This is a genomic window from Pseudomonas sp. S150 (assembly GCF_004526365.1).
Lineage (GTDB): Bacteria > Pseudomonadota > Gammaproteobacteria > Pseudomonadales > Pseudomonadaceae > Aquipseudomonas > Aquipseudomonas putida_A.
Map to the genome: position 1 here is coordinate 5,896,815 of NZ_CP038207.1, position 23,078 is coordinate 5,919,892.

The window sequence follows — 23,078 nt, forward strand, 5'->3', positions numbered from 1 at the left end:
GCGCCATGAGCGAACACCCAGCCAATCGCCGTCGCTTCAAACGTATTGCGTTCGATGCCAGAACCGAGCTGAGTCAGGGCCACTTCATCTGGCCGGTGAAGTTGATCGACCTGTCGCTCAAGGGCTTGCTGATCGAGAAGCCGGAGCCGTGGCTGGGGGACAAGGAGCAGGATTTCTTCGTCGACATTCATCTGAGCGATGACGTGAATATTCAGATGGATGTGCATCTGGCCCACGAGGATCACGGGCAACTGGGGTTTAAATGCCGGCATATCAGTCTGGAATCGATCCAGCGCTTGCGGCGGTTGATCGAGCTGAATCTGGCGGATGAAACCGAGCTTGAGCGCGAATTGGGTGCCTTGATCGAAATCTAGCCGCCAAATCAACGTGGGAACACTCTTGTGGTGAGGGGATTTATCCCCGATGGGGCGCGGAGCGGCCCTGATAAATCTGGGTCTGCTGCGCAGCCCATCGGGGATAAATCCCCTCACTACAGGATTTCATTCAAACAAGGGAACGGCGGTTACTCGAACAGTGCGTCGAGCGCCTGTTCCAGCCGGGTCACGGCAATGATCTGTAACCCCGTCGGCGCCTCTTTCGGTGCATTGCCCTTGGGCACGATTGCCCGTTTGAAGCCATGCTTGGCCGCTTCCTTCAAGCGCTCCTGACCGCTCGGCACCGGGCGCACTTCGCCGGACAAACCGACTTCACCAAACACCAGCAAATCATGCGGCAATGGCCGGTTGCGCAAGCTCGACATCACCGCCGCCATCAACGCCAGATCCGATGCTGTCTCCAACACCTTCACCCCGCCGACCACGTTGAGGAACACGTCCTGGTCGTGGGTCGGAATACCACCGTGACGGTGCAATACCGCCAACAACATTGCCAATCGGTTCTGATCAAGGCCCAACGTCACGCGGCGCGGATTGGCCAGATGACTGTCGTCCACCAGCGCCTGAACTTCCACCAGCATCGGCCGGGTGCCTTCCCACGTCGCCATGACCACACTGCCCGGGACTTCTTCCTGGGCACGGGTGAGAAAAATCGCCGACGGGTTGGAGACTTCTTTCAGGCCCTTGTCGGTCATGCCGAACACACCCAGCTCGTTGACCGCACCGAAACGGTTTTTCACCGCCCGCAACAGACGCAAACGGCCATCGGATTCGCCTTCGAAATACAGCACGGTATCGACCATGTGCTCCAGCACTCGCGGACCGGCGAGCGCGCCTTCCTTGGTAACGTGACCAACGAGGAAAATCGCCGTGCCGCTCTGCTTGGCATAACGCACCAGCAGCGCCGCGCTCTCGCGTACCTGCGACACGCCGCCGGGGGCCGACTGCAATTGTTCGGTGAAAATGGTCTGGATCGAGTCGATCACCATCACCTTGGGTTTTTCCTGACGGGCGGTGGCGATGATGGTTTCGATGCAGGTTTCGGTCATCACCCGCAGTTGATCCTGGGGCAACCCCAGACGCCGGGCGCGCATCGCCACCTGCTGCTGGGATTCTTCGCCGGTGACGTACAGCGCTGGCATGCTCTTGGCGAGGTTGCACAGGGTCTGTAACAGAATCGTCGACTTGCCGATGCCCGGGTCACCACCGATCAGCACCACCGAGCCGTCGACCAGACCGCCACCCAAAACCCGATCCAGCTCACCGGACGCGGTGGAGAAGCGCGGAATCTCCTCGATGCTGACTTCGGCCAGGGTCTTGATCTGCGCCTGCTGCCCGGCCCAGCCGGTACGCCCGGTGGGCGCCGTGGCCCCGCCGCTTTCGATCATGGTTTCGGTCAGGGTGTTCCAGGCGCCGCACTCGCCGCACTGGCCTGCCCACTTGGGAAAGGTTGCGCCGCACTCGGTGCAGCCGTACATGCGCTTGGCCTTGGCCATCTGGATCCCCCGGCAAAAACCGCGATGATAACGCAGCCACCGCTCAGCGCGGTGCGGCGGTGCGGATTTCGCCGTTGGCCAGACGCGCGGCGCTATTGCCCAGCGGGTCTTCGGCATTGAGATCGGCGCCTTTGGCCTTGAGCGCATCGAGCAGTTCGACACGCTTGAACAACCCGGCGTACATCGCCGCAGTCTGGCCTGCGCCGTTGCGCTGATCGGGGCTGCAATCGGTGGCCATCAGCCTTCGAGCAATCTGCATCTCTCCTTTGAAAATCGCGCCCATCAGCGCTGTGTTGCCACGTTGGTCCTGCGCGCAGGCATCAGCGCCCGCCGCCAGTAACCGGTCAACTGCTGCGCCCTGGCCGTGATACGCCGCCAGAATCAAAGCCGTGTAGCCCTTGCTGTCGCGGGTATCGAGGGAATAACCGGACTCGATAAAGGTCTCGAGCATCGGCACATCACCACGCCGGGCGGCATCGAAATAGTAATCCTGCAACTGCGCCTTGATCGCCTCGGGGTTCTGTTCGGCCAGCGCTGTAAATGACAGGCAACCGAGCAACAGTAAAAGAAAGGCACGCATAAACGCTCTCCTTGGGCAGAACGGGGCCTGAATCAGGCCCCGCGTTGCATGGCGTCGAGATCAGTCGACCAGTTTCGCTGCCAGCGCCTTGACCCGGCTCAGGTCACCCTTGGCCACTTTGGTCACACCGGTGCCGTATTCCGGATCTGCCTTATAAAGAAAGGACAGGATGATGTGCTTGCTCTCGTCATCGGTGGTCGCCAGCGAACCGCCGAAGCTGGCGATCAGGTCCTGACGCTCCTGCTGGCTGAACGAGCGATACAGATCCCCGGCCTGTTTGAAGTTCTGCTCACGCTGAATCTTCGCCTGCTGGGTGCTGCCCGACAGTGCCAGCTGGCTGTAACGCGCGCTCTGCGGCTCTTCACGCGGTTGCAGGCGGCTTGGCTGATAGTTCACGCCAGACTGCGTGGCTGCAAAGTTCATCGCACCGTCCTGATTGCCATTGTTGACCGCAACTTTTGGCGCGTTGATCGGCAACTGCAGGGCATTGGCTCCCAGACGATACATCTGCGTATCGGCATAAGAAAACACTCGACCTTGCAACAGACGATCTTCTGAAGGTTCGATACCCGGCACAACATTGGCCGGGGCCATGGCAACTTGTTCGGTTTCCTGGAATACATTGGCCGGATTACGGTTCAACACCATTTGTCCAACTTTTCGTTCAGGAACATTCGGCCAGATCTTGGTAGCGTCCAATGGATCGAAATCAAACTTGGACAAATCTTGCGGATTCAGCACTTGGATGTACAAGTCCCATTTCGGGAAATCACCCTTATTGATATGACTGACCAGATCATTAGTCATATGACTGTAATCTTTGCCCTGAACTTTCTCGACTTGTTCAGGTGTCAGGTTTTTGATGCCCTGCAAACTTTTCCAGTGGAACTTCACATAGTGCACTTCGCCTTTGGCGTTAACCAACTTGTAGGCATGCACGCCATTACCGTCCATTTCCCGATAACTGGCTGGAGTACCCGAATTGGAATACAGCTCGGTCAGCGTGCGAGTGGCTTCCGGCACGTGGGAGAAGAAGTCGAAACGACGCGAGTCATCGTCAAGGTTGGTACGTGGATCGGGTTTGAACGCATGGACCATGTCCGGAAACTTGATCGCGTCGCGAATGAAGAAGGTCGGGAAGTTGTTGCCGACCAGGTCCCAGTTGCCATCAGCGGTGTAGAACTTGGTGGCAAAGCCCCGTGGATCGCGCAGGGTTTCCGGGGAGTGGTTACCGTGAACCACTGCGGAGAAGCGCACGAACACTGGCGTCACCTGCCCGGCAGCGAATACCTTGGCCTTGCTCAGGTCGCTGAGGTCGTTGGTCACGGTGAACGTGCCATGGGCACCGGTACCGCGGGCATGCACCACACGCTCGGGAATGCGCTCACGGTCGAAACGCTGGAGTTTCTGGATCAGTTGCACGTCTTGCAGCAGCACCGGGCCGTTGGCGCCGGCGGTTTGCGAGTTCTGATTGTCGCCCACCGCTGCACCATTATCCCGGGTCAGGGGCGCGGCGTGCACGGAGAAGGTCAACAGGCTGGCGGTGAGTACGCCGAGCGTACGGCGATGGGGAAAAGCCCCCAGTCCAAGGGTGGAATTCATATCAGGTTCCTCTGGTTCTTTTGGGCGCATCCAGGTGCGCCAACCAGAGGCTAGAGGGCTAAGTCCGCGAACATAAATAGAAAGTTCGTAACCCGACGATTGAAAATTTTGGCTTCCCGATCAGCGTGTTACGGCGTATTTCGCGCGCGATTAGTGGCACTTTGCAAACTAATTGCAGATTTATCGGTCGATAAAAACGGGCATTGTAAGAAGGTGTTTCGCGCAGGACGCGTTTGCTGATTTACACTGCGTACACCAACCTCATCTGTAACAAGGAAATAACCTATGGGCGTGCTAAGTGAGTTCAAGGCCTTCGCGGTCAAAGGCAATGTGGTCGACATGGCCGTCGGTATCATCATCGGTGCCGCCTTTGGCAAAATTGTTTCGTCGTTTGTCGGCGACGTGATCATGCCGCCAATCGGCCTGTTGATCGGAGGGGTGGACTTCAGTGATCTGGCCATCACGCTTAAAGCCGCCGAGGGCAACGCCCCTGCCGTGGTCATGGCTTACGGTAAATTCATCCAGAGCATTCTGGACTTCGTGATCGTCGCCTTCGCGATCTTCATGGGTGTCAAAGCCATCAACCGCCTTAAACGCGAAGAAGCCGTAGCCCCTTCCCTGCCACCGGTTCCGACCAAGGAAGAAGAGTTGCTCGGTGAGATCCGCGATCTGCTCAAGGCCCAGAACAACCGGCCTTGACTGCTTGATGAATAAAGAACGGCGCCTGATGGCGCCGTTTTTTTACCAGTAGTTTTCCACCGCCACCTGTCCCGGCCGCCGCGTCAGGCTCAGGCTCATGTGGCGTTTCTTCAGCAGTGCCCGGGTGTCGTCGATCATCTGCGGATTGCCGCACAGCATGACGCGCGAGTGCTCGGGGGCCAGTTCAACGCCGGCTTCACGCTCCAGCTCGCCGCTTTCAATCAGGCTGGTAATACGGCCATGCAAGGCACCAGGAACCTTTTCTCGGGTAACGGTGGGAATGAACTGCAGTTTGTGGGCGTGTTCTGCCAGGTAATCACGCTCGGACAGTTCTGCAATCAACGACTGATAGGCCAGTTCCCGCGCTTCGCGCACGCTGTACACCAGAATGATCCGCTCGAATCGCTCCCACACTTCGAAATCCTGCAGAATCGACAGAAACGGCGCAACCCCGGTCCCGGTGGATAACAGCCACAAATCCCGACCGTCGACAAACCGATCCAGCGTCAGGTAACCAAAAGCCTGGCGTTCCACCAGCAGGGTATCGCCGACCTGCAAGCGACTAAGTTCACTGGTGAATTCGCCACCTGGCACCACGATGGAGAAGAACTCGAGAAACTCGTCGAAGGGTGAAGAGACCATCGAGTAAGCACGCCAGACCGTGCTGCCATCAGCCTTTGTCACCCCCAGGCGAGCGAATTGTCCCGCGCGAAACCTGAAGCCCGTATCGCGCGTGGTGCGCAGGGTAAACAGACTGGGGGTCAAAGGCTGCACGTCGAGCAAGGTCTGGGCAGTAAATTTATCTGCGCTGACAGTCATGGGGGCACTCCACGGAAAAGACCCTGACAGTCTCGCGCAAACTCAGAGCATAAACACCACTGCTTTTGTAGTGGTTTACCGTTCAGACCGCCCGAAAAAATGAGAATTAAACCCAAATGCCGTTAATACAGCAGTATTCAAAGTCCGATTGAATGACAGGTTAAATCCAACGCGTTATTGATGACTAATAACCTTTCCAGCAACTAACCGCCCCCTCCAAGAGCAAAAAAATTCAACGCCATTTGTAAGACCTGTCCTACACTCGGTTGCGTGCGGGATCCGATTGGATCCATAAAAAGCACCCTACGAACGACTCATGGAGAGTGAGTGATGGAAATGTGGAAGGAGTCGCAATTAAAGCAACTGACTTTCGCAAGAGAAATAGAGACCGCTTATCCGATCTTGCTGCGATTCGCTCAAAATATTGGCTTCAATTTTTGTGCCATCTCATTGACATCAAACAATCGGAACGCTGACTTAAAGACCTTGCAAATCAATAACTATCCGAAAGAGTGGAACCAACTTTATGAAAGACAAAACTACCGGAAAATCGATCCGGTAATAGCACACTGCAGTCGTTCAATGCTGCCGATTGTCTGGACCGAGGACGTGTTTTCGCAAACCTTGTCGCTGTGGGACGCCCAACAGAAACATGGATTGCGACACGGTTGGTCGCAGTCGTTCCACCACGAAGACAGCGGGCTGTGCAGCACCCTGAGCCTCGCCAGGAAAAACGGTCCATTAAGTCCGCTCGAGTTGTACGAGCATTTTGGCTATATGTTTTACGCGACCAGCCACCTGAGTGACCTGTTCGCCAAAACCTTGCCCAAACCGGTCAAAAAGCCCGCCCCCCCACGCCTTTCACCGCGAGAACTGGAAGTGCTCAAGCTATCGGCGCTCGGCAAGACGGCCTATGAGATTGCCAGGATCCTCTGCCTGAGCGAGCGGACGGTGAATTACCACGTGCAAAACGTGATTCTCAAACTGAACGTCTGCAACAAGATTTCTGCGGTCATTGCTGCCAAGAGTTGCGGCCTTCTCGACATGCCTGCCCACTAAAAGCTGCGAGTATTTCAACGGAAAAAAACGTACCATCTGCGACCTTCCTGAGTGATGACGTGAACCTTGACGTTGTATTTCACTCGGACGGTTCCGCTGCGCGATGCCCTGGGCTGCGGGCCACCCGTTGAATAACCAGAGTTCCCGTACCATGCCCTTGCTCGAAACGCCCTTTGCCCAACTCGACCTGATCCGCCAGCCCGAGCAGCAGAATGAACCGCTGCAAGCGTTCGATGCGGCTGACGAATACCTGCTCAATCATCTGGCCGCGCAACAACCGACGGCAGACACTCGGGTATTGGTACTCAATGACAGCTTCGGAGCGCTGGCGGCGAGTCTGGCGGGCAAGGTTCAGGTCAGCAGCAGTGGCGACTCGTTTCTCGCATTCCAGGGCCTGGAAAAGAACCTGGTACGCAACGGCCTGGCATTTGATGCCGTGCGCGGGATTGCGGCCAGTGAGCCGTTGGTCGGGCCGTTCGACCGAGTGCTGATCCGCGTGCCCAAAACGCTGGCATTGCTGGAAGAGCAACTGATCCGCCTGCAAGGGCTACTGGCACCCGGCGCCGAAGTGGTGGCAGCGGCCATGGTCAAGCATTTGCCGCGCGCAGCCGGTGATCTGCTGGAGCGTTACATTGGCCCGGTACAGGCTTCACTGGCGGTGAAGAAAGCTCGCCTGTTGATCGCGACGCCCGAGACCAAAGCTCCGGCGACCTCGCCCTACCCTTCGCGCTATCAGCTCGACGAGCCGGCCATCGAATTGCTCAACCACGCCAACGTGTTTTGCCGTGAAGGCCTGGATATTGGCACCCGAGCTTTTCTCCCGCACCTGCCCAAGAACCTCGGCAGCGCCCGGGTCGCCGACCTCGGCTGCGGTAACGGCGTCCTGGCCATCGCCAGCGCCCTGCACAACCCCGACGCGCACTACACGCTGGTCGACGAATCGTTCATGGCCGTGCAATCGGCCGCCGAGAACTGGCGCGCCGCGCTGGGCGAGCGCGAAGTGCTCGTGCGCGCTGGCGATGGTCTGGCCGGACAGGCGCCGCAATCGCTGGACGTAGTGCTGTGCAATCCGCCGTTCCATCAACAACAGGTGGTCGGCGATTTCCTCGCCTGGCGCATGTTCCAGCAGGCCCGCGAGGCGCTGGTGGTGGGCGGTGCGTTGTACATCGTCGGCAACCGGCACCTGGGTTATCACAGCAAACTGGCGCGGCTGTTCCGTGGCGTCGAGCAAGTGGCTGCCACACCGAAATTCGTGATTCTCAAAGCCCGCAAGTAAAGCGTCAGGCAAAAAAAACCCTCCGCAATGCGGAGGGTCATAAAACCGTGCCCAAGGGCAGCGGGACGGGATGTTTCAGTGTGTGGTCAGGCCGGCCGCGTTCATGAACAGGCGCATCAGGCTGGCGGCAATGAACAGCGCGCCGACGCTACCGATCCAGATCAGGGCCAACCAGCCGAGCCGCTGCCACAGCGGCTTTTTTTCGGCTTCTTCAATCTCGTGCAGGGAATGTTTGCCGTTCATTGCATCGTTCCTCTTGGGCGATGGCGTCGCTGAGGACGCCACCGCGAGCCGGCTTGCTCTCACAGGGTGAGCAGAGCGAGAGATCAGTGGTAACCGTCTTCATGGGTGACCTTGCCGCGGAACACGTAGTAGCTCCAGAAGGTGTAACCCAGGATGAACGGGATGATGAATAGCGTACCGACCAGCATGAAGCCCTGGCTTTGCGGCGGTGCGGCGGCGTCCCAGATCGAGATCGACGGCGGCACGATGTTCGGCCACAGGCTGATGCCCAGACCGCTGTAGCCGAGGAATATCAGCACCAGGGTCAGCAGGAACGGCATGTAGTTGGCATTGCGCGCCACCGCGCGGATCAGCCCGTACAGCGTCACCAGCACCAGAATCGGCACCGGCATGAACCAGAACAGGTTCGGCATGCTGAACCAGCGTGTCGCGATCTCGGGGTGAGCCAGCGGCGTCCACAGACTGACGATGCCGATCACCGCCAACAGCACGAATGCCAGCGGCCGCGCGAGGTTGTGCATCTGCTCCTGCAACTTGCCTTCGGTCTTCATGATCAACCAGGTGCAACCGAGCAAGGCATAGGCCACCACCAGCGCGGCGCCGCAGAACAGGGTGAATGGTGTCAGCCAGTCCAGTGAACCGCCGGCGTATTGCCGATTGACCACCGGCAAACCGTCGATGAAAGCCCCGAGTGCCACGCCCTGGAAGAACGTCGCCGCCACCGAACCGCCGATGAACGCCTTGTCCCACAGGTGGCGCTTGTCGTCCTTGGCCTTGAAGCGGAACTCGAACGCCACACCGCGAAAAATCAGGCCGATCAGCATGAAGATCAACGGCAGGTACAGCGCCGACAGCACCACCGAATAGGCCAGCGGGAACGCGCCGAACAACGCCGCGCCGCCCAGTACCAGCCAGGTTTCATTGCCGTCCCAAACCGGGGCGACGGTGTTCATCATTACATCACGGTCGGTCTTGCCCGGGATGAACGGGAAGAGAATCCCGATCCCCAGGTCGAAGCCGTCCATGACCACGTACATCATGATGCCGAAGATGATGATCACGGCCCAGATCAGCGGAAGATCAATACCCATGAGTCAAATCTCCTTTTCCAGGCTACGCTGCGAGTCGGCGTCGGTACCTTCATCATCGGCTGCGGACAACGGCCGAGCCGGAGTGCGTTTCTGGCCAGGACCACCTTCGTTGGTTTCCTTGCCTTCGTCGGTTTTCGGCCCTTTGCGCACCAGGCGCATCATGTAGCCAAGCCCCGCACCGAACAGCGCGAAATACACCACGACGAACATGATCAGGGTGATGCTCATCTGCATGAAACTGTGATTGGACGAAGCATCCGCCGTGCGCATCAGCCCGTAGACCACCCACGGCTGCCGACCGATTTCAGTGGTGAACCAGCCAGCGAGGATCGCGATCAGGCCGGACGGCCCCATCCACAACGCCAGATACAGGAACGGCCGCGAGGTGTAGAGCGAATCGCGCTTGCGCAGCCACAGGCTCCACAGACCGGTGAAGATCATCAGGAAGCCGAGGCCGACCATGACCCGGAACGACCAGAACACAATGGTCGAGTTCGGCCGGTCTTCAGGCGGGAACTCCTTGAGCGCCGGCACCTGCTTGTCCAGCGAGTGGGTGAGGATCAGGCTGCCGAGGTACGGAATCTCCACGGCGAACTTGGTTTTCTCTTCCTTCATGTCCGGCCAGCCGAAAAGGATCAGCGGGGTCGCTTCGTTGCCTTTATTCTCCCAGTGACCTTCGATCGCAGCGATTTTCGCTGGCTGGTGCTCAAGCGTATTGAGGCCATGGAAGTCGCCAATGACCGCCTGGATCGGCGCAACGATCAGCGCCATCCACATCGCCATCGACAACATGGTGCGAATCGCCGGGTTGTCCTTGCCGCGCAGCAGGTGCCAGGCCGCCGACGAACCGACGAAGAACGCCGTGGCCACGAACGCAGCGGTCGCCATGTGCATCAGGCGATACGGGAACGACGGGTTGAAGATGATCGCCAGCCAGTCGGTCGGGATCACCTGACCGTTGACGATCTCGAAGCCTTGCGGCGTCTGCATCCAGCTGTTGGAAGCGAGAATCCAGAATGTCGAGATCAGCGTGCCGATCGCCACCATCACTGTGGAGAAGAAGTGCAGTTTGCGTCCGACCTTGTTCCAGCCAAACAGCATCACCCCGAGGAAACCGGCCTCAAGGAAGAATGCCGTGAGCACCTCGTAGGTCAGCAACGGTCCGGTGACGGAACCGGCGAAGTCCGAGAAACGGCTCCAGTTGGTGCCGAACTGGTAAGCCATGACCAGACCGGAGACCACACCCATGCCGAAGTTGACGGCAAAGATTTTCGACCAGAAGTGGTAGAGATCCCGGTAAGTGTCGTTATGGGTTTTCAACCACAGCCCTTCAAGCACCGCCAGGTAACTCGCCAGGCCAATGGTGATGGCCGGGAACAGGATGTGGAACGAGATGGTGAACGCGAACTGAATTCGGGCGAGATCGAGTGCCTCTAAACCGAACATAAGTCTTCCTCTGTCAGGTAATACCGGCATTGGGGCTTGTGGCCCCTGCCTACTGCCCCCACGGATATGGAGTGCGGCGAATTCTGATTCGTTCTTTTTTAACAGCCATCGCAACGCAGGGAGTCTGGCCAACGGGCCACCAGAGCATGGCCCGGGAGGGTCTTGATCTGGATCAAGCAACGTTAAAAGAGTAGTCCCATTTCCGACGAAGAACGGCGTGGTCGTTTGCCGCGTGACAAGTTGCCTCATTGCCTGGGCAACGTTCTGAAAGACACTCCTCAGAGCTGCACGACCTGTAGTGAGGGGATTCATCCCCGATGGGCGGCGAAGCAGCCCCAGATGTTTCGTTGCGTCGTCAATTTTTTACGACTGCTGCGCAGCCGATCGGGGATAAATCCCCTCACCACATTGAGATGAGGTATGCCAGGGAGCGATAGATGTCTGGCTAACTAAATTTTTTGTCATAGCAACTTCCTGTTACAGACTGGTGATAACCTCGCGGTTCCCCCAAGAGCCAGACCTGCCTTCAGATGCCCAGCCAAGAGCCCCTGCTGTTACGTCACCATCGTCCTTTTCTTGCGTTCTGGTTCGCCCGAATCTTCACCGCCAGTGGCTTTCAGATGCTCACGGTGGCGATCGGCTGGAATCTGTATCAGTTGACCGGCAACGTGCTCGACCTGGGTCTGGTCGGGCTGGTCGAGTTCGCGCCACGGGTGCTGTTCATGCTGCACACCGGGCATGTCGCCGACCGTTATGACCGGCGCCGTGTTGCGGCGATCTGTCAGTCGTTGCAGGCGTTGATTGCCCTGGCACTGGCCATCGGCAGTGCGACCGACCACGTCACCCGGGAAATGATCTTTATCCTCGCCTTCCTGCTCGGTGCGGCGCGCTCCTTCGAAATGCCGACGACCCAGGCGCTGCTGCCGAGCATCGTGCCCAGCGCCCTGTTTCCACGGGCGGTCGCCGCAGCGCAGTCGGCTCAACAGTCAGCCACCATTGTCGCTCCGGCCCTCGGTGGCTTGCTTTACGCGTTTGGCAGTGTCTGGGTCTACGGCCCGACGGTATTGCTCTATGTCATCGCCTGCACCTTGATGCTCAACCTGCCTGCCCGACAAACGCCGCTGAACAAAGGCAAAGCCACGCTGGATTCGTTGCTGGCAGGCATCCGCTTCATTCGCAGCCGCCCGGACATCCTCGGGGCGATCTCGCTGGATCTGTTCGCGGTGTTGCTCGGTGGCGCTACGGCGTTGCTGCCGGTGTTCGCCAAGGACATCCTGCTCACCGGGCCTTGGGGCCTGGGCCTGCTGCGCTCGGCGCCGGCGGTTGGTGCGTTGGGGATGTCGCTGTTTCTGGCGCGATTTGCCGTCGAGCGCAATGTTGGCCGGGTGATGTTCACCGCCGTTGGCGTGTTCGGCGTCGCAACCATCGCCTTCGGTCTGTCGACCTCGTTCTGGTTCTCGCTGGCGGTGCTGGTGGTGCTCGGCGCGGCGGACATGATCAGCATGGTGATCCGCGCCTCCTTCGTGCAGCTGGAAACTCCGGACGAAATGCGCGGCCGGGTCAGCGCAGTGAACGGCCTGTTCATCGGCGCCTCGAACCAGTTGGGCGAATTCGAATCCGGCCTCACCGCGCACTGGTTCGGCACCGTCCCGGCGGTGGTGATGGGCGGGATCGGCACGCTGGTGGTCACCGGAACGTGGATCAAACTGTTCCCGAGCCTGGCCAAACGCGACCGGATGCATGTGCCGGTGGAAGAGGTGAAGGTCTGACTCTCGTCAAACCAACATCTCCCCCGCCACTTTCGCCCGCAACGCCTTGCCGCCAAGCTGCTCGACAAGCGTCAGGGCAAACGCCAGTGCGCCACCAGAGCCTTGGGCGGTGATGCAATTGCCGTCGATCACCACCGGTTGATCAACAAACGTACAGCCCGACAGTTGATGACTGGTAGTCGGCAGGCAGGTCATGCGCCGTTGGCGTAATACGCCGGAGGCTTGCAGGGCGATGGCAGGGGCTTCGCCGATGGCGGCGAACAGGCGGCCGGCGCTGGCCTGGTCCTTGAGCAATTGCTGCAGCGGCTGATGCGCCGCGAGATGTTGGGCGCCGACGGCACCACCGGGCAGGACGATCAGGTCGAAGGTCTGCGCCAATACATCAACCAGCATGCCGTCCGCTGTCAGGCGCGTACCGCGCGCGCAGGTCAGCATGCGCCGGCCTTCGATGCTGGCCGCCACGACTTCGACGCCGGCGCGGCGCAGCACGTCGACCAGGGTCACGCTTTGCAGATCATCGATGCCCTCGGCGAGGGTAATCAGGGCTCTAAAGGTCATGGGCGCTATCCGCTGGGTGATCTTCCAAGCGTAGTCAGCTTTGTCCTGCCCCGTCCGGTGATAGCCGTTACTTGATGTAAAGCTGGGCCGACAGGGTGTTGCGTGGCGCGTTGATCGAGGTGTTACTGAAGGTGAAGGTGCCTTCCTGCTTGCCCGCCAGATCAAAGGTATACAGTGAGCCGACGGTGTTGCTGCCGGGCTTGCACTCAGTCAGGTTGCCGTTATCAAAGGCGCACACCGGCGCCCGGGTGCCGTTGACTTCAAAACCGTCCAGCGTGGCATGCGGCTGGTTCTGACCATAGCCGATTTCCAGCACGAACACCTTGATGCTCGGGCCGCTGTGATTGCACTGGGTTTGCGGCTGGTTATCGCCGATGTCTTCCAGACCACAGGCCGGCGATTGAACCTTGATCACCTTAACTTCAGTCAATGGTGGCGCCGAGGCTGCCAGCGCCGCCGTCGACCCGACCATCAGCCCGGCCATTACCCCCAAAGCCTTTATCCAGCGCTTGCCCATGTGATCGTATTTCCCCAAAAAATTCAGCGCGCAGTATGGCGCAGTTGGCCCTGTGGCAAAACTTCGACGACGTTCGGCACCAACAACCGCCATATTCCTCACGCTGCTGGTATGATGCGCGGCTTTTTCCGGCCCACCACAAATTCCCAGGCGCTTGCGACGGTCTGTGCTTTGCTGTTGAGGTCGATACATTCACGGCGCCGCGCGCGCCACGGGGAGCAGACATGCTGGAAAGGCTGTTTCAACTCAAGGCACACAACACCAACGTGCGTACCGAGATTCTGGCGGGCGTCACGACCTTCCTGGCCATGGCCTACATTCTGTTCGTCAACCCGAGCATCCTCGGCGAGACCGGCATGGACAAGGGCGCGGTGTTCGTCGCCACCTGTCTGGCAGCCGCCATCGGCTCGACCATCATGGGCCTGATCGCCAACTACCCGATCGCCCTCGCGCCAGGCATGGGCCTGAACGCCTTCTTCACTTACACCGTGGTCCTGCACATGGGCCACACCTGGCAAGTGGCGCTGGGCGCGGTGTTCATCTCGGCAGTGTGCTTCTTCCTGCTGTCGATCTTCCGCATCCGCGAATGGATCATCAACAGCATCCCGCTGCCGCTGCGCTCGGCGATTGCCGCCGGTATCGGCCTGTTCCTGGCGCTGATCGCCCTGCACAACGCGGGCATCGTGGTCAGCAACCCGGCGACCATGGTCGGCCTCGGTGACCTGAAAGCCCCGGCGCCGATCCTCGCCACCCTCGGCTTCGCCCTGATCGTCGCCCTCGAAGCACTGAAAGTGCGCGGCGCAGTGCTGATCGGCATTCTGGCGGTGACCATCATTTCCATCGCCATGGGCTTCACCCCGTTCGGCGGCGTGACCTCGATGCCACCTTCGCTGGCCCCGACCTTCATGCAACTGGACATCAAGGGCGCGCTGGATATCGGTCTGGTCAGCGTGATCTTCGCCTTCCTGTTCGTCGACCTGTTCGACAACTCCGGCACCCTGATCGGCGTCGCCAAGCGTGCCGGCCTGATGGGCAAGGACGGCCACATGCCGAAAATGGGTCGCGCACTGATCGCCGACAGCACCGCGGCGATGGCCGGCTCGCTGCTGGGTACTTCGACCACCACCAGCTACATCGAATCCGCGGCTGGCGTGAGCGCTGGCGGGCGTACCGGTCTGACGGCTGTAGTGGTAGCTATCCTGTTCCTGCTGGCGCTGTTCTTCTCGCCACTGGCGGCCAGCGTGCCAGCCTTCGCCACCGCACCGGCGCTGCTGTTCGTCGCCGTGCTGATGACTTCCGGTCTGGCGGAAATAGACTGGGAAGACATCACCGTGGCCGCACCGGTGGTGGTTACCGCGCTGGCGATGCCATTCACTTACTCGATCGCCAACGGCATCGCCTTCGGCTTCATCTCCTGGACCGTGATCAAGTTGCTGTCGGGCCGCGCCCGTGAGCTGAACCCGGCGCTGGTGATTCTGTCGATTCTGTTTGTGATCAAGTTGGGTTGGTTCAACGCATGACTTTCGATTCCCAGGCCTACGCCACTCAGCTCGAAGACAAGGTCACGCGTTTGCGTGACCTGCTGGCCCCGTTCGATGCACCAGAGCCGACCGTGTTCGACTCGCCGCTGCAGAACTTCCGCCTGCGCGCGGAATTTCGCCTGTGGCGCGAGGCCGGTGAGCGGCACTACGCAATGTTCTCCCAGGACGACAAGCGCACGCCAATCCTGATCGAAGAGTTCCCGATTGCCAGCCTGCGCATCAACCAGTTGATGCCGCAGCTCAAGGCGGCATGGCAGGCCAGTTCGGCGCTGAGCCACAAGCTGTTCCAGGTGGAGTTCCTGACCACCCTGGCCGGCGATGCGATGATTACCCTGTGCTATCACCGTCCGCTGGACGAGCACTGGCATGCGGCCGCGTCGAAGTTGGCGGCTGATCTCAACGTCAGCGTCATCGGCCGTTCCAAGGGCAAACGCGAAGTCATCGGCCACGATTACGTGGTGGAGAAACTCGAAGTCGGTGGTCGCACCTTCAGCTACCGCCAGCCAGAAGGCGCGTTCACCCAGCCCAACGGCACGGTGAACCAGAAGATGCTGAACTGGGCATTCGAAGCGCTGGGCGATCGCAGCGATGATCTGCTGGAGCTGTACTGCGGCAACGGCAACTTCACCCTGCCGCTCGCCACCCGTGTGCGCAAAGTGCTGGCCACCGAGATCAGCAAGACCTCGGTCAACGCCGCACTGAGCAACCTCAGCGAAAACGCTGTGGATAACGTCACGCTGGTGCGCCTGTCCGCCGAAGAGCTGACCGAAGCGCTGAACGAAGTGCGCCCGTTCCGTCGCCTGCAAGGCATCGACCTGAAAAGCTACGAGTTCGGCAGCGTATTCGTCGACCCGCCGCGCGCCGGTATGGACCCGGACACCTGCGAGCTGACCCGGCGCTTCGACAATATCCTGTACATCTCCTGCAACCCGGAAACCCTCGCGGCCAACATCGCCCAACTGCACGACACGCACCGCATCACCCGCTGCGCGATGTTCGACCAGTTCCCGTGGACACATCACATGGAGTCCGGGGTGTTGCTGACCCGGCGTTGATGGCGAATGCCGGATACGAGAAAGCCGTCTTGATTGACGGCTTTTTTGTGGGTGATGTTTTGTTTTGTGCGATTAACGAACACTAAGCGCCAAGCGCAACGTTGCTCAATTGACCATGGTAACCATCTGGTACATTTTACCTCCACAGGCTGAAACCTTCGGCCCAAGCCAAAAACAATAAGTGGAGTTTGCCCCCATGCCCCCTATCGTTCTGGTGCTCAACGGCCCGAACCTGAACCTGCTCGGCACTCGTGAACCGGCAACCTACGGTCACGAAACCCTGGCTGATATTTCTGCTCTGTGCGGCCGCGCTGCCGAAGAATTCGGCCTGGCCGTGGAGTTTCGCCAGACCAATCACGAAGGCGAATTGCTCGACTGGATTCATGCGGCACGCGGCCGTTGCGCCGGGATCGTGATCAACCCGGCGGCGTGGACGCACACCTCGGTGGCGATCCGCGACGCGCTGGTGGCCAGTGAGTTGCCGGTGATCGAAGTGCACCTGTCCAACGTGCATGCGCGTGAGCCATTCCGCCACCACTCGTTTGTCTCGGCCATCGCCACGGCGGTGATGTGCGGCTTCGGCAGCCATGGCTATCGCCTGGCCCTGGAGCATTTCAGTCAGCGACTGAAGGGGCGCGCAGCATGACCCGTAAACCGGTAATACTGGCTGGCCTGATCGGTGCGGGTATTCAAGCCTCGCGCACGCCAGCACTGCATGAACATGAGGGCGACGCCCAAGGCTTGCGCTACCTGTATCGGCTGATTGATCTCGATCAGTTGCATCTGGACAGCAACGCCCTGCCCGACTTGCTGCAGGCGGCCGAGCGGATGAACTACACCGGCCTGAACATTACTTTCCCGTGCAAGCAGGCGATCATCCCGCTGCTCGACGAACTGTCCCCGGAAGCCCGGGGCATCGGCGCGGTCAACACCGTGGTGCTCAAGGACGGCAAACGCATCGGCCACAACACTGATTGCCTGGGTTTTGCCGAAGGTTTTCGCCGAGGCCTGAAGGACGCTGCGCGTGAACGTGTCGTCCAGATGGGGGCCGGCGGTGCGGGAGCGGCAGTGGCCCACGCGCTGCTGAGCGAAGGCGTACAGCAACTGAGCATTTTCGACGTCGACCGCGAACGTGCCGAGAGTCTGGCGAACAACCTCAACCAGCATTTCGGCTCAGGCCGCGCGGTGGCCGGGCGAGATCTGCCGGGCACGCTGAATCAGGCCGATGGTCTGGTGAATACCACGCCGATGGGCATGGCCAAACTGCCGGGGATGCCAGTGCCGGTGGAGTTGCTGCGCAAGGAATTGTGGGTGGCGGAGATCGTTTACTTCCCGCTGGAAACCGAACTGCTGCGCAACGCCCGCGCGCTGGGTTGCCGCACGCTGGACGGCGGCAACATGGCGGTGTTTCAAGCGGTGAAGGCGTTTGAATTGTTCAGCGGCGTGGTGCCGGATGCGCAGCGGATGCTTGCGCATTTTCAAAGCATGAACGGCTGAAGATAAACATCGATCCTGTGGGAGCGGGCTTGCTCGCGAAGGCTGTGTGTCAGGCGCTAGATGTATAGGCTGACACGCCGCTTTCGCGAGCAAGCCCGCTCCCACATTGGATAGGTGTCACGGCTGCAAGTAGCGCAACACCGACTCGCAGATCATCTCGCGATGACGCTGCTTGATGCTTTCGTCCGGCAGGTCGATCTGAAAAATCTCACCGAACGTATGGCGGTTCGAGACGCGGTAGAAACAGAACGAACTGATCAGCAAGTGCACATCCAGCGCGTCCAGCCCGGCGCGGAAGACCCCCTCCTCGGCACCGCGCCGCAAAATCTCGCCCAGTGAATCGAGGATCGTATTGTTCATCGCCTTGATCGTGTCCGAACGCTTCACGAACTCGGCGTTGTGAATATTTTCGATACAGACGATGCGCACGAAATCGACGTTGCGGTCGTGGTGATCGAAGGTGAATTCCACCAGTCGACGGATCGCCACCACCGGCGGCAACTCGGCCAGGTGCAGGCGGTTTTCGGTGCTGCGGATGTCGCCGTAAAGCTTCTCCAGCACCTCGACGTACAACTGCTCCTTACTGCCGAAGTAGTAATAGATCATGCGTTTGGAGGTGTGGATACGCTCGGCGATCGCGTCGACGCGGGCGCCGGACAAGCCCTGCTGGACGAACTCGACGATCGCCTCCTGCAGGATGTTCTCGCGGGTTTTTTCCGGGTTGTTCTTGCGACTCTTGCGCGGCTCGATACCGGATTCGACGGGAGCGGCGGGGAGTTCTGAAGTCATTGTCATTGCGGGCTCACGGCCATCACTGCACAGGTTGGCGATTATGGGCCGCGCTGCACAGTGAAGGAAGCCACGCGGCTCGTGTTTAATCGCGCGTTTACGAAATTCCTACAACTTCGCCTGACGCACCGCACCGCTGCGTGATTTGGCCATCGCCGCCAGACGGACCGCAACGTTCGCCGCACCATAACCGGCATAGCCGTTTTTACGCTGGATGATCTCGAAGAAGAAGCGCCCCTCGAACGGCTCGGTGTACACGTGGAACAGCTCGCCGCCCTGCGCGTCGCGGTCGTAGAGCACGTTGTAGTACGCCAGCTCGCTGAGGAACTCGTCGTCGAAATCGAAGCGCGCGGCGAGGTCGTCGTAATAGTTGAGCGGGATATCCAGCAACGGCACACCAGCTTCTTTGGCGCGGCTGACTTCGGCGAAGATGTCATCACAATCGAAGGCGATGTGATGCACACCGGAGCCGCGATAACTCGACAGCGCGTGGGAGATCGCGGTGTTGCGATTCTCGGAGATGTTCAGCGGTAGACGGATCGAGCTATCGCGGCTGCGCAACGCCCGGCTTTTCACCAGACCGTACGGATCGGGCAACACCACTTCATCGTCGGCCTCGAAATCCAGCAGGCTCTTGTAGAACAGCACCCAGCTGTCGAGGCTGTCGGCCGGCAGCGCCATGGCCATGTGATCGATGCGCTTGAGGCCGCCACGGGCCTGAGCGTTCGGCAGCAGATTGAAGTCAGTGCCATAAACGTCCGCCGCCTCATCCACCAGATAAATCAGGCTGCCGTCCGGCGCACGCACCGCGGCCAGTTCCAGTTCGTTGGGGCCGACCAGGCCGCGATAGGGCTGGCCCTTGTAGGCAACGGCACGGGCCAGGGCGCTGGCGCTGTCCTTGACCCGCACGGCGGTGGCACACAGCGACGGGCCGTGGGCCTCGAAAAAGCTGTGGCCGAACGAGTACGGTTCGGCGTTGAGGATCAGGTTGATATCGCCCTGGCGCAACAGGCTCACGCTCTTGGAGCGGTGCTGTCCAGCCTTGACGAAGCCCAGGCGCTCCAGCCAGTTGCTCAGTTTGGCGCCAAGACTTTCGTCGACGGCGAACTCGAGAAACTCGATGCCGTTGTACTCGCTGGCCGGCGGCGTTTCGAAGAGGATGTCGCGGTTGGCCACCGGCGTTGTTTGCTGTTCCAGGCGCTGACGGGTTTTCTCTTCCAGATACAGCAGCGAACGCAGACCATCGGCAGCATTGGCCCGTGGTGGCGCGGCGCGGAAGCCATCGTTGAAGATCTCCAGCGACAACGGCCCGGTGTAACCACTCTGGATGATCGGCGCGAGGAACCCCGGCAGATCGAATTCGCCCTGCCCCGGGAAGCAACGGAAATGCCGGCTCCACTCCAGGACATCCATGGCGAGGATCGGCGCGTCAGCCATTTGCACAAAGAAAATCTTGTCGCCAGGAATGTCGGCAATCGCGCTTGGATCACCTTTCAGCGACAAGGTGTGAAAGCTGTCGAGCAGCACGCCGAGTGCCGGGTGGTCGGCCTGGCGAACAATGTCCCAGACCTGTTGATAAGTATTGACGTGCCGGCCCCAGGCCAGCGCTTCATAGCCGATACGCAACCCGCGAGCGCCGGCACGTTCGGCCAGCAGCCGCAGGTCATCGACCAGAATCTGCCGGTCGCCGACGCTGTCCGCCGAGGCGTTGCTGCAGACCAGCACCAGATCGGTGCCCAGCTCCTGCATCAGGTCGAATTTGCGCTCGGCCCGCTCCAGATTGCGCGCCAGCCGATCACGGCGGCAGCCTTCAAAATCGCGGAACGGCTGGAACAGGGTGATGGCGATCCCCAGGTCAGCGCACATCTGCCTGATTTCCCGCGGGCTGCCGTCGTAATACAGAAGATCGTTCTCGAAGATCTCGACGCCGTCGAACCCGGCGGCGGCAATGGCTTCGAGCTTTTCCGGCAGGGTGCCGCTCAGGGAAACGGTGGCAATGGAACGCTGCATGTTGCTACTCCCGGACTGCGCTGCAGTTTTTTTACAGGGGATCATTTTTTATCGTGAGGAAATTATTGGCTGCATCGTCTTCAGCAGCAATTTAAAGTGTACCAGCCGGTTAGTTTTGCGTGCGATTATCGAACACTATGGCGTTTCGGCGAATTGACGACTTTTCGTCCACTGCCCACCATCGACTTCACATTGAGTCCGGAAATGAACCTTCGGTCGCAGTGCGTGCAAACAACACCACATAACAAATTCAAAAACGGGTGGAACAATGATTCCTTCACAGACTTCCCGCATGGCCCCGGCCATGAGCACTGCCACGGGTGGCATCGGCGACAAGATCCGCGGCGCCATGGCTGTCGGCAAGACCCGTTGGGGCATGCTGGCGCTGGTGTTTTTCGCCACGACCCTGAACTACATCGACCGCGCAGCCCTCGGCGTCATGCAGCCGATCCTCGCCAAGGAAATGAGCTGGACGGCGATGGATTACGCCAACATCAACTTCTGGTTTCAGGTCGGCTACGCGATTGGTTTCGTCCTGCAGGGACGCCTGATCGACCGGGTCGGCGTGAAACGCGTGTTCTTCTGCGCAGTGCTGCTCTGGAGCCTGGCTACCGGCGCCCACGGTCTGGCGACTTCGGCCGTCGGCTTCATGGTCTGCCGCTTCATCCTCGGCCTGACCGAAGCGGCCAACTACCCGGCCTGCGTGAAAACCACGCGCCTGTGGTTCCCCGCCGGTGAACGCGCCGTGGCCACCGGCATCTTCAACGCCGGGACCAACGTCGGCGCCATGTTCACGCCGATGCTGCTGCCGCTGATTCTGCACGTGTGGGGCTGGCAGGCGGCGTTCCTGTGCATGTCGGCACTGGGCGGGATCTGGTTGCTGTTCTGGGGCCTGAAGTACTTCAACCCGGAAGACCATCCAAGCGTTAAACAGTCCGAGCTTGAGTACATCCAGCAGGAAGTCGAACCGGAACAGGCCCGCGTACCGTTTTCACGCATCCTGCGCATGCGCGGCACCTGGGCGTTCGCCCTCGCCTATTCGCTGACCGCGCCGGTGTTCTGGTTCTACCTGTACTGGCTGCCGCCGTTTCTCAATCAGCAATACAACCTGGGTATCAACGTCACCCAGATGGGCATTCCGCTGATCATCATTTACGTCACCGCTGACTTCGGCAGCGTGGGCGGCGGGATTCTGTCTTCGTTCCTGATCGGTCGCGGCATGAACTCGATCAAAGCGCGGCTGCTGTCGATGTTCCTGTTCGCATGCTGCATCATCGGCGTGATCATGGCCGCCGGTTCGAGCAATCTGTGGGTCGCCGTCGCGGCAATCTCCCTGGCCATCGGCGCGCATCAGGCCTGGACCGCGAACATCTGGAGCCTGGTGATGGACTACACGCCCAAGCACACGATGAGCACGGTGTTCGGTTTCGGCGGTATGTGCGCAGCGATCGGCGGGATGTTCATGACCCAGATCGTCGGCCACATCCTGACCGTCACCCATAACAACTACACGGTGCTGTTCACGCTGATCCCGGCGATGTACTTCATTGCCCTGACCTGGATGTACTTCATGGCCCCGCGCAAGATTCCAGACGTCACCGAATAACCTGCCTGCACCCCTCCCCCCTGTGGGAGCGGGCTTGCTCGCGAAAGCATTTAGTCAGTCACTGAAGATGTCGACTGATCCACCGCCTTCGCGAGCAAGCCCGCTCCCACAGGGTTATTTATCTCTCTCATCTGCGGCTCTGCTGCCAAGCCGCCGCCAGGCCGCTGCAGCAGATCACCGCAATGCCGATCACCGTCAACAGACTCGGCGTGTGGTTGAACACCACCCACCCCAACAACCCGGCAAACACGATCTGGCAATAACCGAACGGCGCCAGCAATGCCGGCGCGGCATGGCGGAACGCCTGGGTCAGAAACAGGTGCGCGGTCATCCCGCAGCTGCCCAGCGCCAGCATCAACACGGCGTGAGACAACGTTGGCACTTGCCAGAAGAACGGCACCAGCGCGCTCATCACCAAGGTGTTGCACAACCCGGCGAAGAAGTTGCTGGTGGTCGGGCTGTCGATTTCCGCGAGCTTGCGCGTCAGCAGTTGATAGAAGCAGAAAAACAACGCCGAGCAGAACGGCAGCAGCACCGCCGGGGTGAACAACTCGCCTCCCGGATGGACGATGATCAGCACCCCGATAAAACCGCAGATCACCGCGATCCACTGCCCGCGCGTCACCCGTTCCTTGAGCAACGGCACCGACAGCGCCGTCACCAGCACCGGCGCGAGAAAGTTGACCGCCGTGGCCTCGGCCAGCGGGATATACAGCAGCGCCGTGGTGAAAAACAGACTGGTGCCGAGCAGGCACAGCGCCCGCGCCAACTGCCATAAAGGTCGTTTGGTGCGCAGCACGCGCAACCCCGACTGTGGCAGGAAAATCCCCGCCATCAGCAAGGTGTGCACCAGATACCGCGCCCAGACCACCATGATGATCGGGTAGAAACCCGAGAGGTATTTCGACAGCGCATCGTGGCTGGAGAACAGGAAAGTCGCCACGACAATCAGCAAGATCCCCTTGAAGGGTTGGTTGACACCGGAGAGCGGGGTGCTGACGGTCATTGGATATCTCTGAAGGAAAAATGA

General features: G+C 59.9%; 22 protein-coding genes. 10 read left to right on the plus strand and 12 right to left on the minus strand.

Annotated features, from left to right (window positions below; translation table 11 throughout):
- Nucleotides 1-5: 5 nt before the first annotated feature.
- The gene (locus E3Z29_RS27380; protein ID WP_098965715.1) at nucleotides 6-374 is read left to right on the plus strand and encodes a PilZ domain-containing protein; all 369 of its coding nucleotides are present in this window, start codon (nucleotides 6-8) and stop codon (nucleotides 372-374) included.
- A gap of 149 nt (nucleotides 375-523) precedes the next feature.
- On the opposite strand, the gene radA is transcribed toward E3Z29_RS27380, so the two are convergent.
- The 3 genes from radA to katB are packed head-to-tail and all read right to left on the minus strand — an operon-like array spanning nucleotide 524 to nucleotide 4,073.
- Entirely contained in the window at nucleotides 524-1,891 is a 1,368-nt protein-coding gene (gene radA, locus E3Z29_RS27385) for a DNA repair protein RadA (RefSeq protein ID WP_134787373.1), read from the minus strand.
- A 43-nt stretch (nucleotides 1,892-1,934) separates the two neighbouring features.
- The gene (locus E3Z29_RS27390) at nucleotides 1,935-2,471 is read right to left on the minus strand and encodes an ankyrin repeat domain-containing protein (RefSeq protein ID WP_098965717.1); all 537 of its coding nucleotides are present in this window, start codon (nucleotides 2,469-2,471) and stop codon (nucleotides 1,935-1,937) included.
- 60 nt (nucleotides 2,472-2,531) lie between these two features.
- Entirely contained in the window at nucleotides 2,532-4,073 is a 1,542-nt protein-coding gene (gene katB, locus E3Z29_RS27395) for a catalase KatB (RefSeq protein ID WP_098965718.1), read from the minus strand.
- 285 nt (nucleotides 4,074-4,358) lie between these two features.
- On the opposite strand from katB, the gene mscL reads away from it, so the two are divergent.
- Nucleotides 4,359-4,772, plus strand: a complete 414-nt coding sequence (mscL, locus tag E3Z29_RS27400; protein WP_027612841.1) for a large-conductance mechanosensitive channel protein MscL — start codon at nucleotides 4,359-4,361, stop codon at nucleotides 4,770-4,772.
- 42 nt (nucleotides 4,773-4,814) lie between these two features.
- Here mscL and E3Z29_RS27405 read toward each other — a convergent pair whose 3' ends face one another.
- On the minus strand, nucleotides 4,815-5,591 hold the full coding sequence (locus E3Z29_RS27405) for a ferredoxin--NADP reductase (protein ID WP_027612842.1): 777 nt from the start codon (nucleotides 5,589-5,591) through the stop codon (nucleotides 4,815-4,817).
- A 330-nt stretch (nucleotides 5,592-5,921) separates the two neighbouring features.
- Between E3Z29_RS27405 and E3Z29_RS27410 the strand changes: the two genes are divergently transcribed.
- Together E3Z29_RS27410 and E3Z29_RS27415 are read left to right on the plus strand one after the other, a co-directional pair.
- A complete protein-coding gene (locus E3Z29_RS27410; protein WP_098965721.1) occupies nucleotides 5,922-6,650 on the plus strand; it encodes an autoinducer binding domain-containing protein in 729 nt (242 codons plus the stop codon).
- Nucleotides 6,651-6,801: 151 nt separating this feature from the next.
- Nucleotides 6,802-7,926: a class I SAM-dependent methyltransferase gene (locus tag E3Z29_RS27415; protein WP_134787374.1), complete on the plus strand. Its 1,125-nt coding sequence runs from the start codon at nucleotides 6,802-6,804 to the stop codon at nucleotides 7,924-7,926.
- A gap of 75 nt (nucleotides 7,927-8,001) precedes the next feature.
- Here the strand turns inward: E3Z29_RS27415 and E3Z29_RS27420 are convergent, their stop codons facing one another.
- From E3Z29_RS27420 to E3Z29_RS27430, 3 genes are all read right to left on the minus strand, one after another.
- Nucleotides 8,002-8,169, minus strand: coding sequence for a DUF2474 domain-containing protein (locus E3Z29_RS27420; RefSeq protein ID WP_007963754.1), 168 nt, complete (start codon nucleotides 8,167-8,169; stop codon nucleotides 8,002-8,004).
- Nucleotides 8,170-8,252: 83 nt separating this feature from the next.
- The gene (cydB, locus tag E3Z29_RS27425) at nucleotides 8,253-9,260 is read right to left on the minus strand and encodes a cytochrome d ubiquinol oxidase subunit II (protein ID WP_007963753.1); all 1,008 of its coding nucleotides are present in this window, start codon (nucleotides 9,258-9,260) and stop codon (nucleotides 8,253-8,255) included.
- A 3-nt stretch (nucleotides 9,261-9,263) separates the two neighbouring features.
- Nucleotides 9,264-10,706 (minus strand): cytochrome ubiquinol oxidase subunit I, encoded by a 1,443-nt coding sequence (locus E3Z29_RS27430; RefSeq protein WP_134787375.1) that lies wholly within the window; start codon nucleotides 10,704-10,706, stop codon nucleotides 9,264-9,266.
- 530 nt (nucleotides 10,707-11,236) lie between these two features.
- Here E3Z29_RS27430 and E3Z29_RS27435 point away from each other — a divergent pair.
- Complete coding sequence (locus tag E3Z29_RS27435; RefSeq protein WP_134787376.1) at nucleotides 11,237-12,475, plus strand: MFS transporter; 1,239 nt, start codon at nucleotides 11,237-11,239, stop codon at nucleotides 12,473-12,475.
- Nucleotides 12,476-12,481: 6 nt separating this feature from the next.
- On the opposite strand, the gene E3Z29_RS27440 is transcribed toward E3Z29_RS27435, so the two are convergent.
- The gene (locus E3Z29_RS27440; protein WP_134787377.1) at nucleotides 12,482-13,033 is read right to left on the minus strand and encodes a DJ-1 family glyoxalase III; all 552 of its coding nucleotides are present in this window, start codon (nucleotides 13,031-13,033) and stop codon (nucleotides 12,482-12,484) included.
- Between the two features lie 67 nt (nucleotides 13,034-13,100).
- The gene (locus tag E3Z29_RS27445; RefSeq protein WP_134787378.1) at nucleotides 13,101-13,550 is read right to left on the minus strand and encodes a DUF4879 domain-containing protein; all 450 of its coding nucleotides are present in this window, start codon (nucleotides 13,548-13,550) and stop codon (nucleotides 13,101-13,103) included.
- A 224-nt stretch (nucleotides 13,551-13,774) separates the two neighbouring features.
- On the opposite strand from E3Z29_RS27445, the gene E3Z29_RS27450 reads away from it, so the two are divergent.
- From E3Z29_RS27450 to E3Z29_RS27465, 4 genes are all read left to right on the plus strand, one after another.
- Nucleotides 13,775-15,070, plus strand: coding sequence for an NCS2 family permease (locus E3Z29_RS27450; protein ID WP_003228434.1), 1,296 nt, complete (start codon nucleotides 13,775-13,777; stop codon nucleotides 15,068-15,070).
- Entirely contained in the window at nucleotides 15,067-16,146 is a 1,080-nt protein-coding gene (trmA, locus tag E3Z29_RS27455) for a tRNA (uridine(54)-C5)-methyltransferase TrmA (RefSeq protein ID WP_098965728.1), read from the plus strand. Before E3Z29_RS27450 ends, trmA begins: the two co-directional genes overlap by 4 nt.
- Nucleotides 16,147-16,342: 196 nt before the next feature.
- On the plus strand, nucleotides 16,343-16,792 hold the full coding sequence (gene aroQ, locus E3Z29_RS27460) for a type II 3-dehydroquinate dehydratase (RefSeq protein ID WP_025108744.1): 450 nt from the start codon (nucleotides 16,343-16,345) through the stop codon (nucleotides 16,790-16,792).
- Nucleotides 16,789-17,643 carry a shikimate dehydrogenase gene (locus E3Z29_RS27465; protein WP_134787379.1) on the plus strand — a complete coding sequence of 285 codons (855 nt, stop codon included), beginning with the start codon at nucleotides 16,789-16,791 and terminating at the stop codon, nucleotides 17,641-17,643. Before aroQ ends, E3Z29_RS27465 begins: the two co-directional genes overlap by 4 nt.
- Nucleotides 17,644-17,760: 117 nt before the next feature.
- Here E3Z29_RS27465 and E3Z29_RS27470 read toward each other — a convergent pair whose 3' ends face one another.
- Together E3Z29_RS27470 and quiC are read right to left on the minus strand one after the other, a co-directional pair.
- Nucleotides 17,761-18,438: a TetR family transcriptional regulator gene (locus E3Z29_RS27470; protein WP_027612854.1), complete on the minus strand. Its 678-nt coding sequence runs from the start codon at nucleotides 18,436-18,438 to the stop codon at nucleotides 17,761-17,763.
- Between the two features lie 102 nt (nucleotides 18,439-18,540).
- Complete coding sequence (gene quiC / locus E3Z29_RS27475; protein ID WP_134787380.1) at nucleotides 18,541-20,442, minus strand: 3-dehydroshikimate dehydratase QuiC; 1,902 nt, start codon at nucleotides 20,440-20,442, stop codon at nucleotides 18,541-18,543.
- 268 nt (nucleotides 20,443-20,710) lie between these two features.
- On the opposite strand from quiC, the gene E3Z29_RS27480 reads away from it, so the two are divergent.
- Complete coding sequence (locus E3Z29_RS27480) at nucleotides 20,711-22,048, plus strand: MFS transporter (RefSeq protein ID WP_134787381.1); 1,338 nt, start codon at nucleotides 20,711-20,713, stop codon at nucleotides 22,046-22,048.
- A gap of 127 nt (nucleotides 22,049-22,175) precedes the next feature.
- Here the strand turns inward: E3Z29_RS27480 and E3Z29_RS27485 are convergent, their stop codons facing one another.
- Nucleotides 22,176-23,054, minus strand: a complete 879-nt coding sequence (locus E3Z29_RS27485; protein WP_134787382.1) for a DMT family transporter — start codon at nucleotides 23,052-23,054, stop codon at nucleotides 22,176-22,178.
- Nucleotides 23,055-23,078: the final 24 nt, after the last annotated feature.

Excerpts from the sequence above, each read along its gene's own strand:
- E3Z29_RS27380 (WP_098965715.1), top strand. The coding sequence starts at position 6 with ATGAGCGAACACCCAGCCAATCGCCGTCGCTTCAAACGTATTGCGTTC.
- radA (WP_134787373.1), bottom strand. The coding sequence starts at position 1,891 with ATGGCCAAGGCCAAGCGCATGTACGGCTGCACCGAGTGCGGCGCAACC.
- E3Z29_RS27390 (WP_098965717.1), bottom strand. The coding sequence starts at position 2,471 with ATGCGTGCCTTTCTTTTACTGTTGCTCGGTTGCCTGTCATTTACAGCG.
- katB (WP_098965718.1), bottom strand. The coding sequence starts at position 4,073 with ATGAATTCCACCCTTGGACTGGGGGCTTTTCCCCATCGCCGTACGCTC.
- mscL (WP_027612841.1), top strand. The coding sequence starts at position 4,359 with ATGGGCGTGCTAAGTGAGTTCAAGGCCTTCGCGGTCAAAGGCAATGTG.
- E3Z29_RS27405 (WP_027612842.1), bottom strand. The coding sequence starts at position 5,591 with ATGACTGTCAGCGCAGATAAATTTACTGCCCAGACCTTGCTCGACGTG.
- E3Z29_RS27410 (WP_098965721.1), top strand. The coding sequence starts at position 5,922 with ATGGAAATGTGGAAGGAGTCGCAATTAAAGCAACTGACTTTCGCAAGA.
- E3Z29_RS27415 (WP_134787374.1), top strand. The coding sequence starts at position 6,802 with ATGCCCTTGCTCGAAACGCCCTTTGCCCAACTCGACCTGATCCGCCAG.
- E3Z29_RS27420 (WP_007963754.1), bottom strand. The coding sequence starts at position 8,169 with ATGAACGGCAAACATTCCCTGCACGAGATTGAAGAAGCCGAAAAAAAG.
- cydB (WP_007963753.1), bottom strand. The coding sequence starts at position 9,260 with ATGGGTATTGATCTTCCGCTGATCTGGGCCGTGATCATCATCTTCGGC.
- E3Z29_RS27430 (WP_134787375.1), bottom strand. The coding sequence starts at position 10,706 with ATGTTCGGTTTAGAGGCACTCGATCTCGCCCGAATTCAGTTCGCGTTC.
- E3Z29_RS27435 (WP_134787376.1), top strand. The coding sequence starts at position 11,237 with ATGCCCAGCCAAGAGCCCCTGCTGTTACGTCACCATCGTCCTTTTCTT.
- E3Z29_RS27440 (WP_134787377.1), bottom strand. The coding sequence starts at position 13,033 with ATGACCTTTAGAGCCCTGATTACCCTCGCCGAGGGCATCGATGATCTG.
- E3Z29_RS27445 (WP_134787378.1), bottom strand. The coding sequence starts at position 13,550 with ATGGGCAAGCGCTGGATAAAGGCTTTGGGGGTAATGGCCGGGCTGATG.
- E3Z29_RS27450 (WP_003228434.1), top strand. The coding sequence starts at position 13,775 with ATGCTGGAAAGGCTGTTTCAACTCAAGGCACACAACACCAACGTGCGT.
- trmA (WP_098965728.1), top strand. The coding sequence starts at position 15,067 with ATGACTTTCGATTCCCAGGCCTACGCCACTCAGCTCGAAGACAAGGTC.
- aroQ (WP_025108744.1), top strand. The coding sequence starts at position 16,343 with ATGCCCCCTATCGTTCTGGTGCTCAACGGCCCGAACCTGAACCTGCTC.
- E3Z29_RS27465 (WP_134787379.1), top strand. The coding sequence starts at position 16,789 with ATGACCCGTAAACCGGTAATACTGGCTGGCCTGATCGGTGCGGGTATT.
- E3Z29_RS27470 (WP_027612854.1), bottom strand. The coding sequence starts at position 18,438 with ATGACAATGACTTCAGAACTCCCCGCCGCTCCCGTCGAATCCGGTATC.
- quiC (WP_134787380.1), bottom strand. The coding sequence starts at position 20,442 with ATGCAGCGTTCCATTGCCACCGTTTCCCTGAGCGGCACCCTGCCGGAA.
- E3Z29_RS27480 (WP_134787381.1), top strand. The coding sequence starts at position 20,711 with ATGATTCCTTCACAGACTTCCCGCATGGCCCCGGCCATGAGCACTGCC.
- E3Z29_RS27485 (WP_134787382.1), bottom strand. The coding sequence starts at position 23,054 with ATGACCGTCAGCACCCCGCTCTCCGGTGTCAACCAACCCTTCAAGGGG.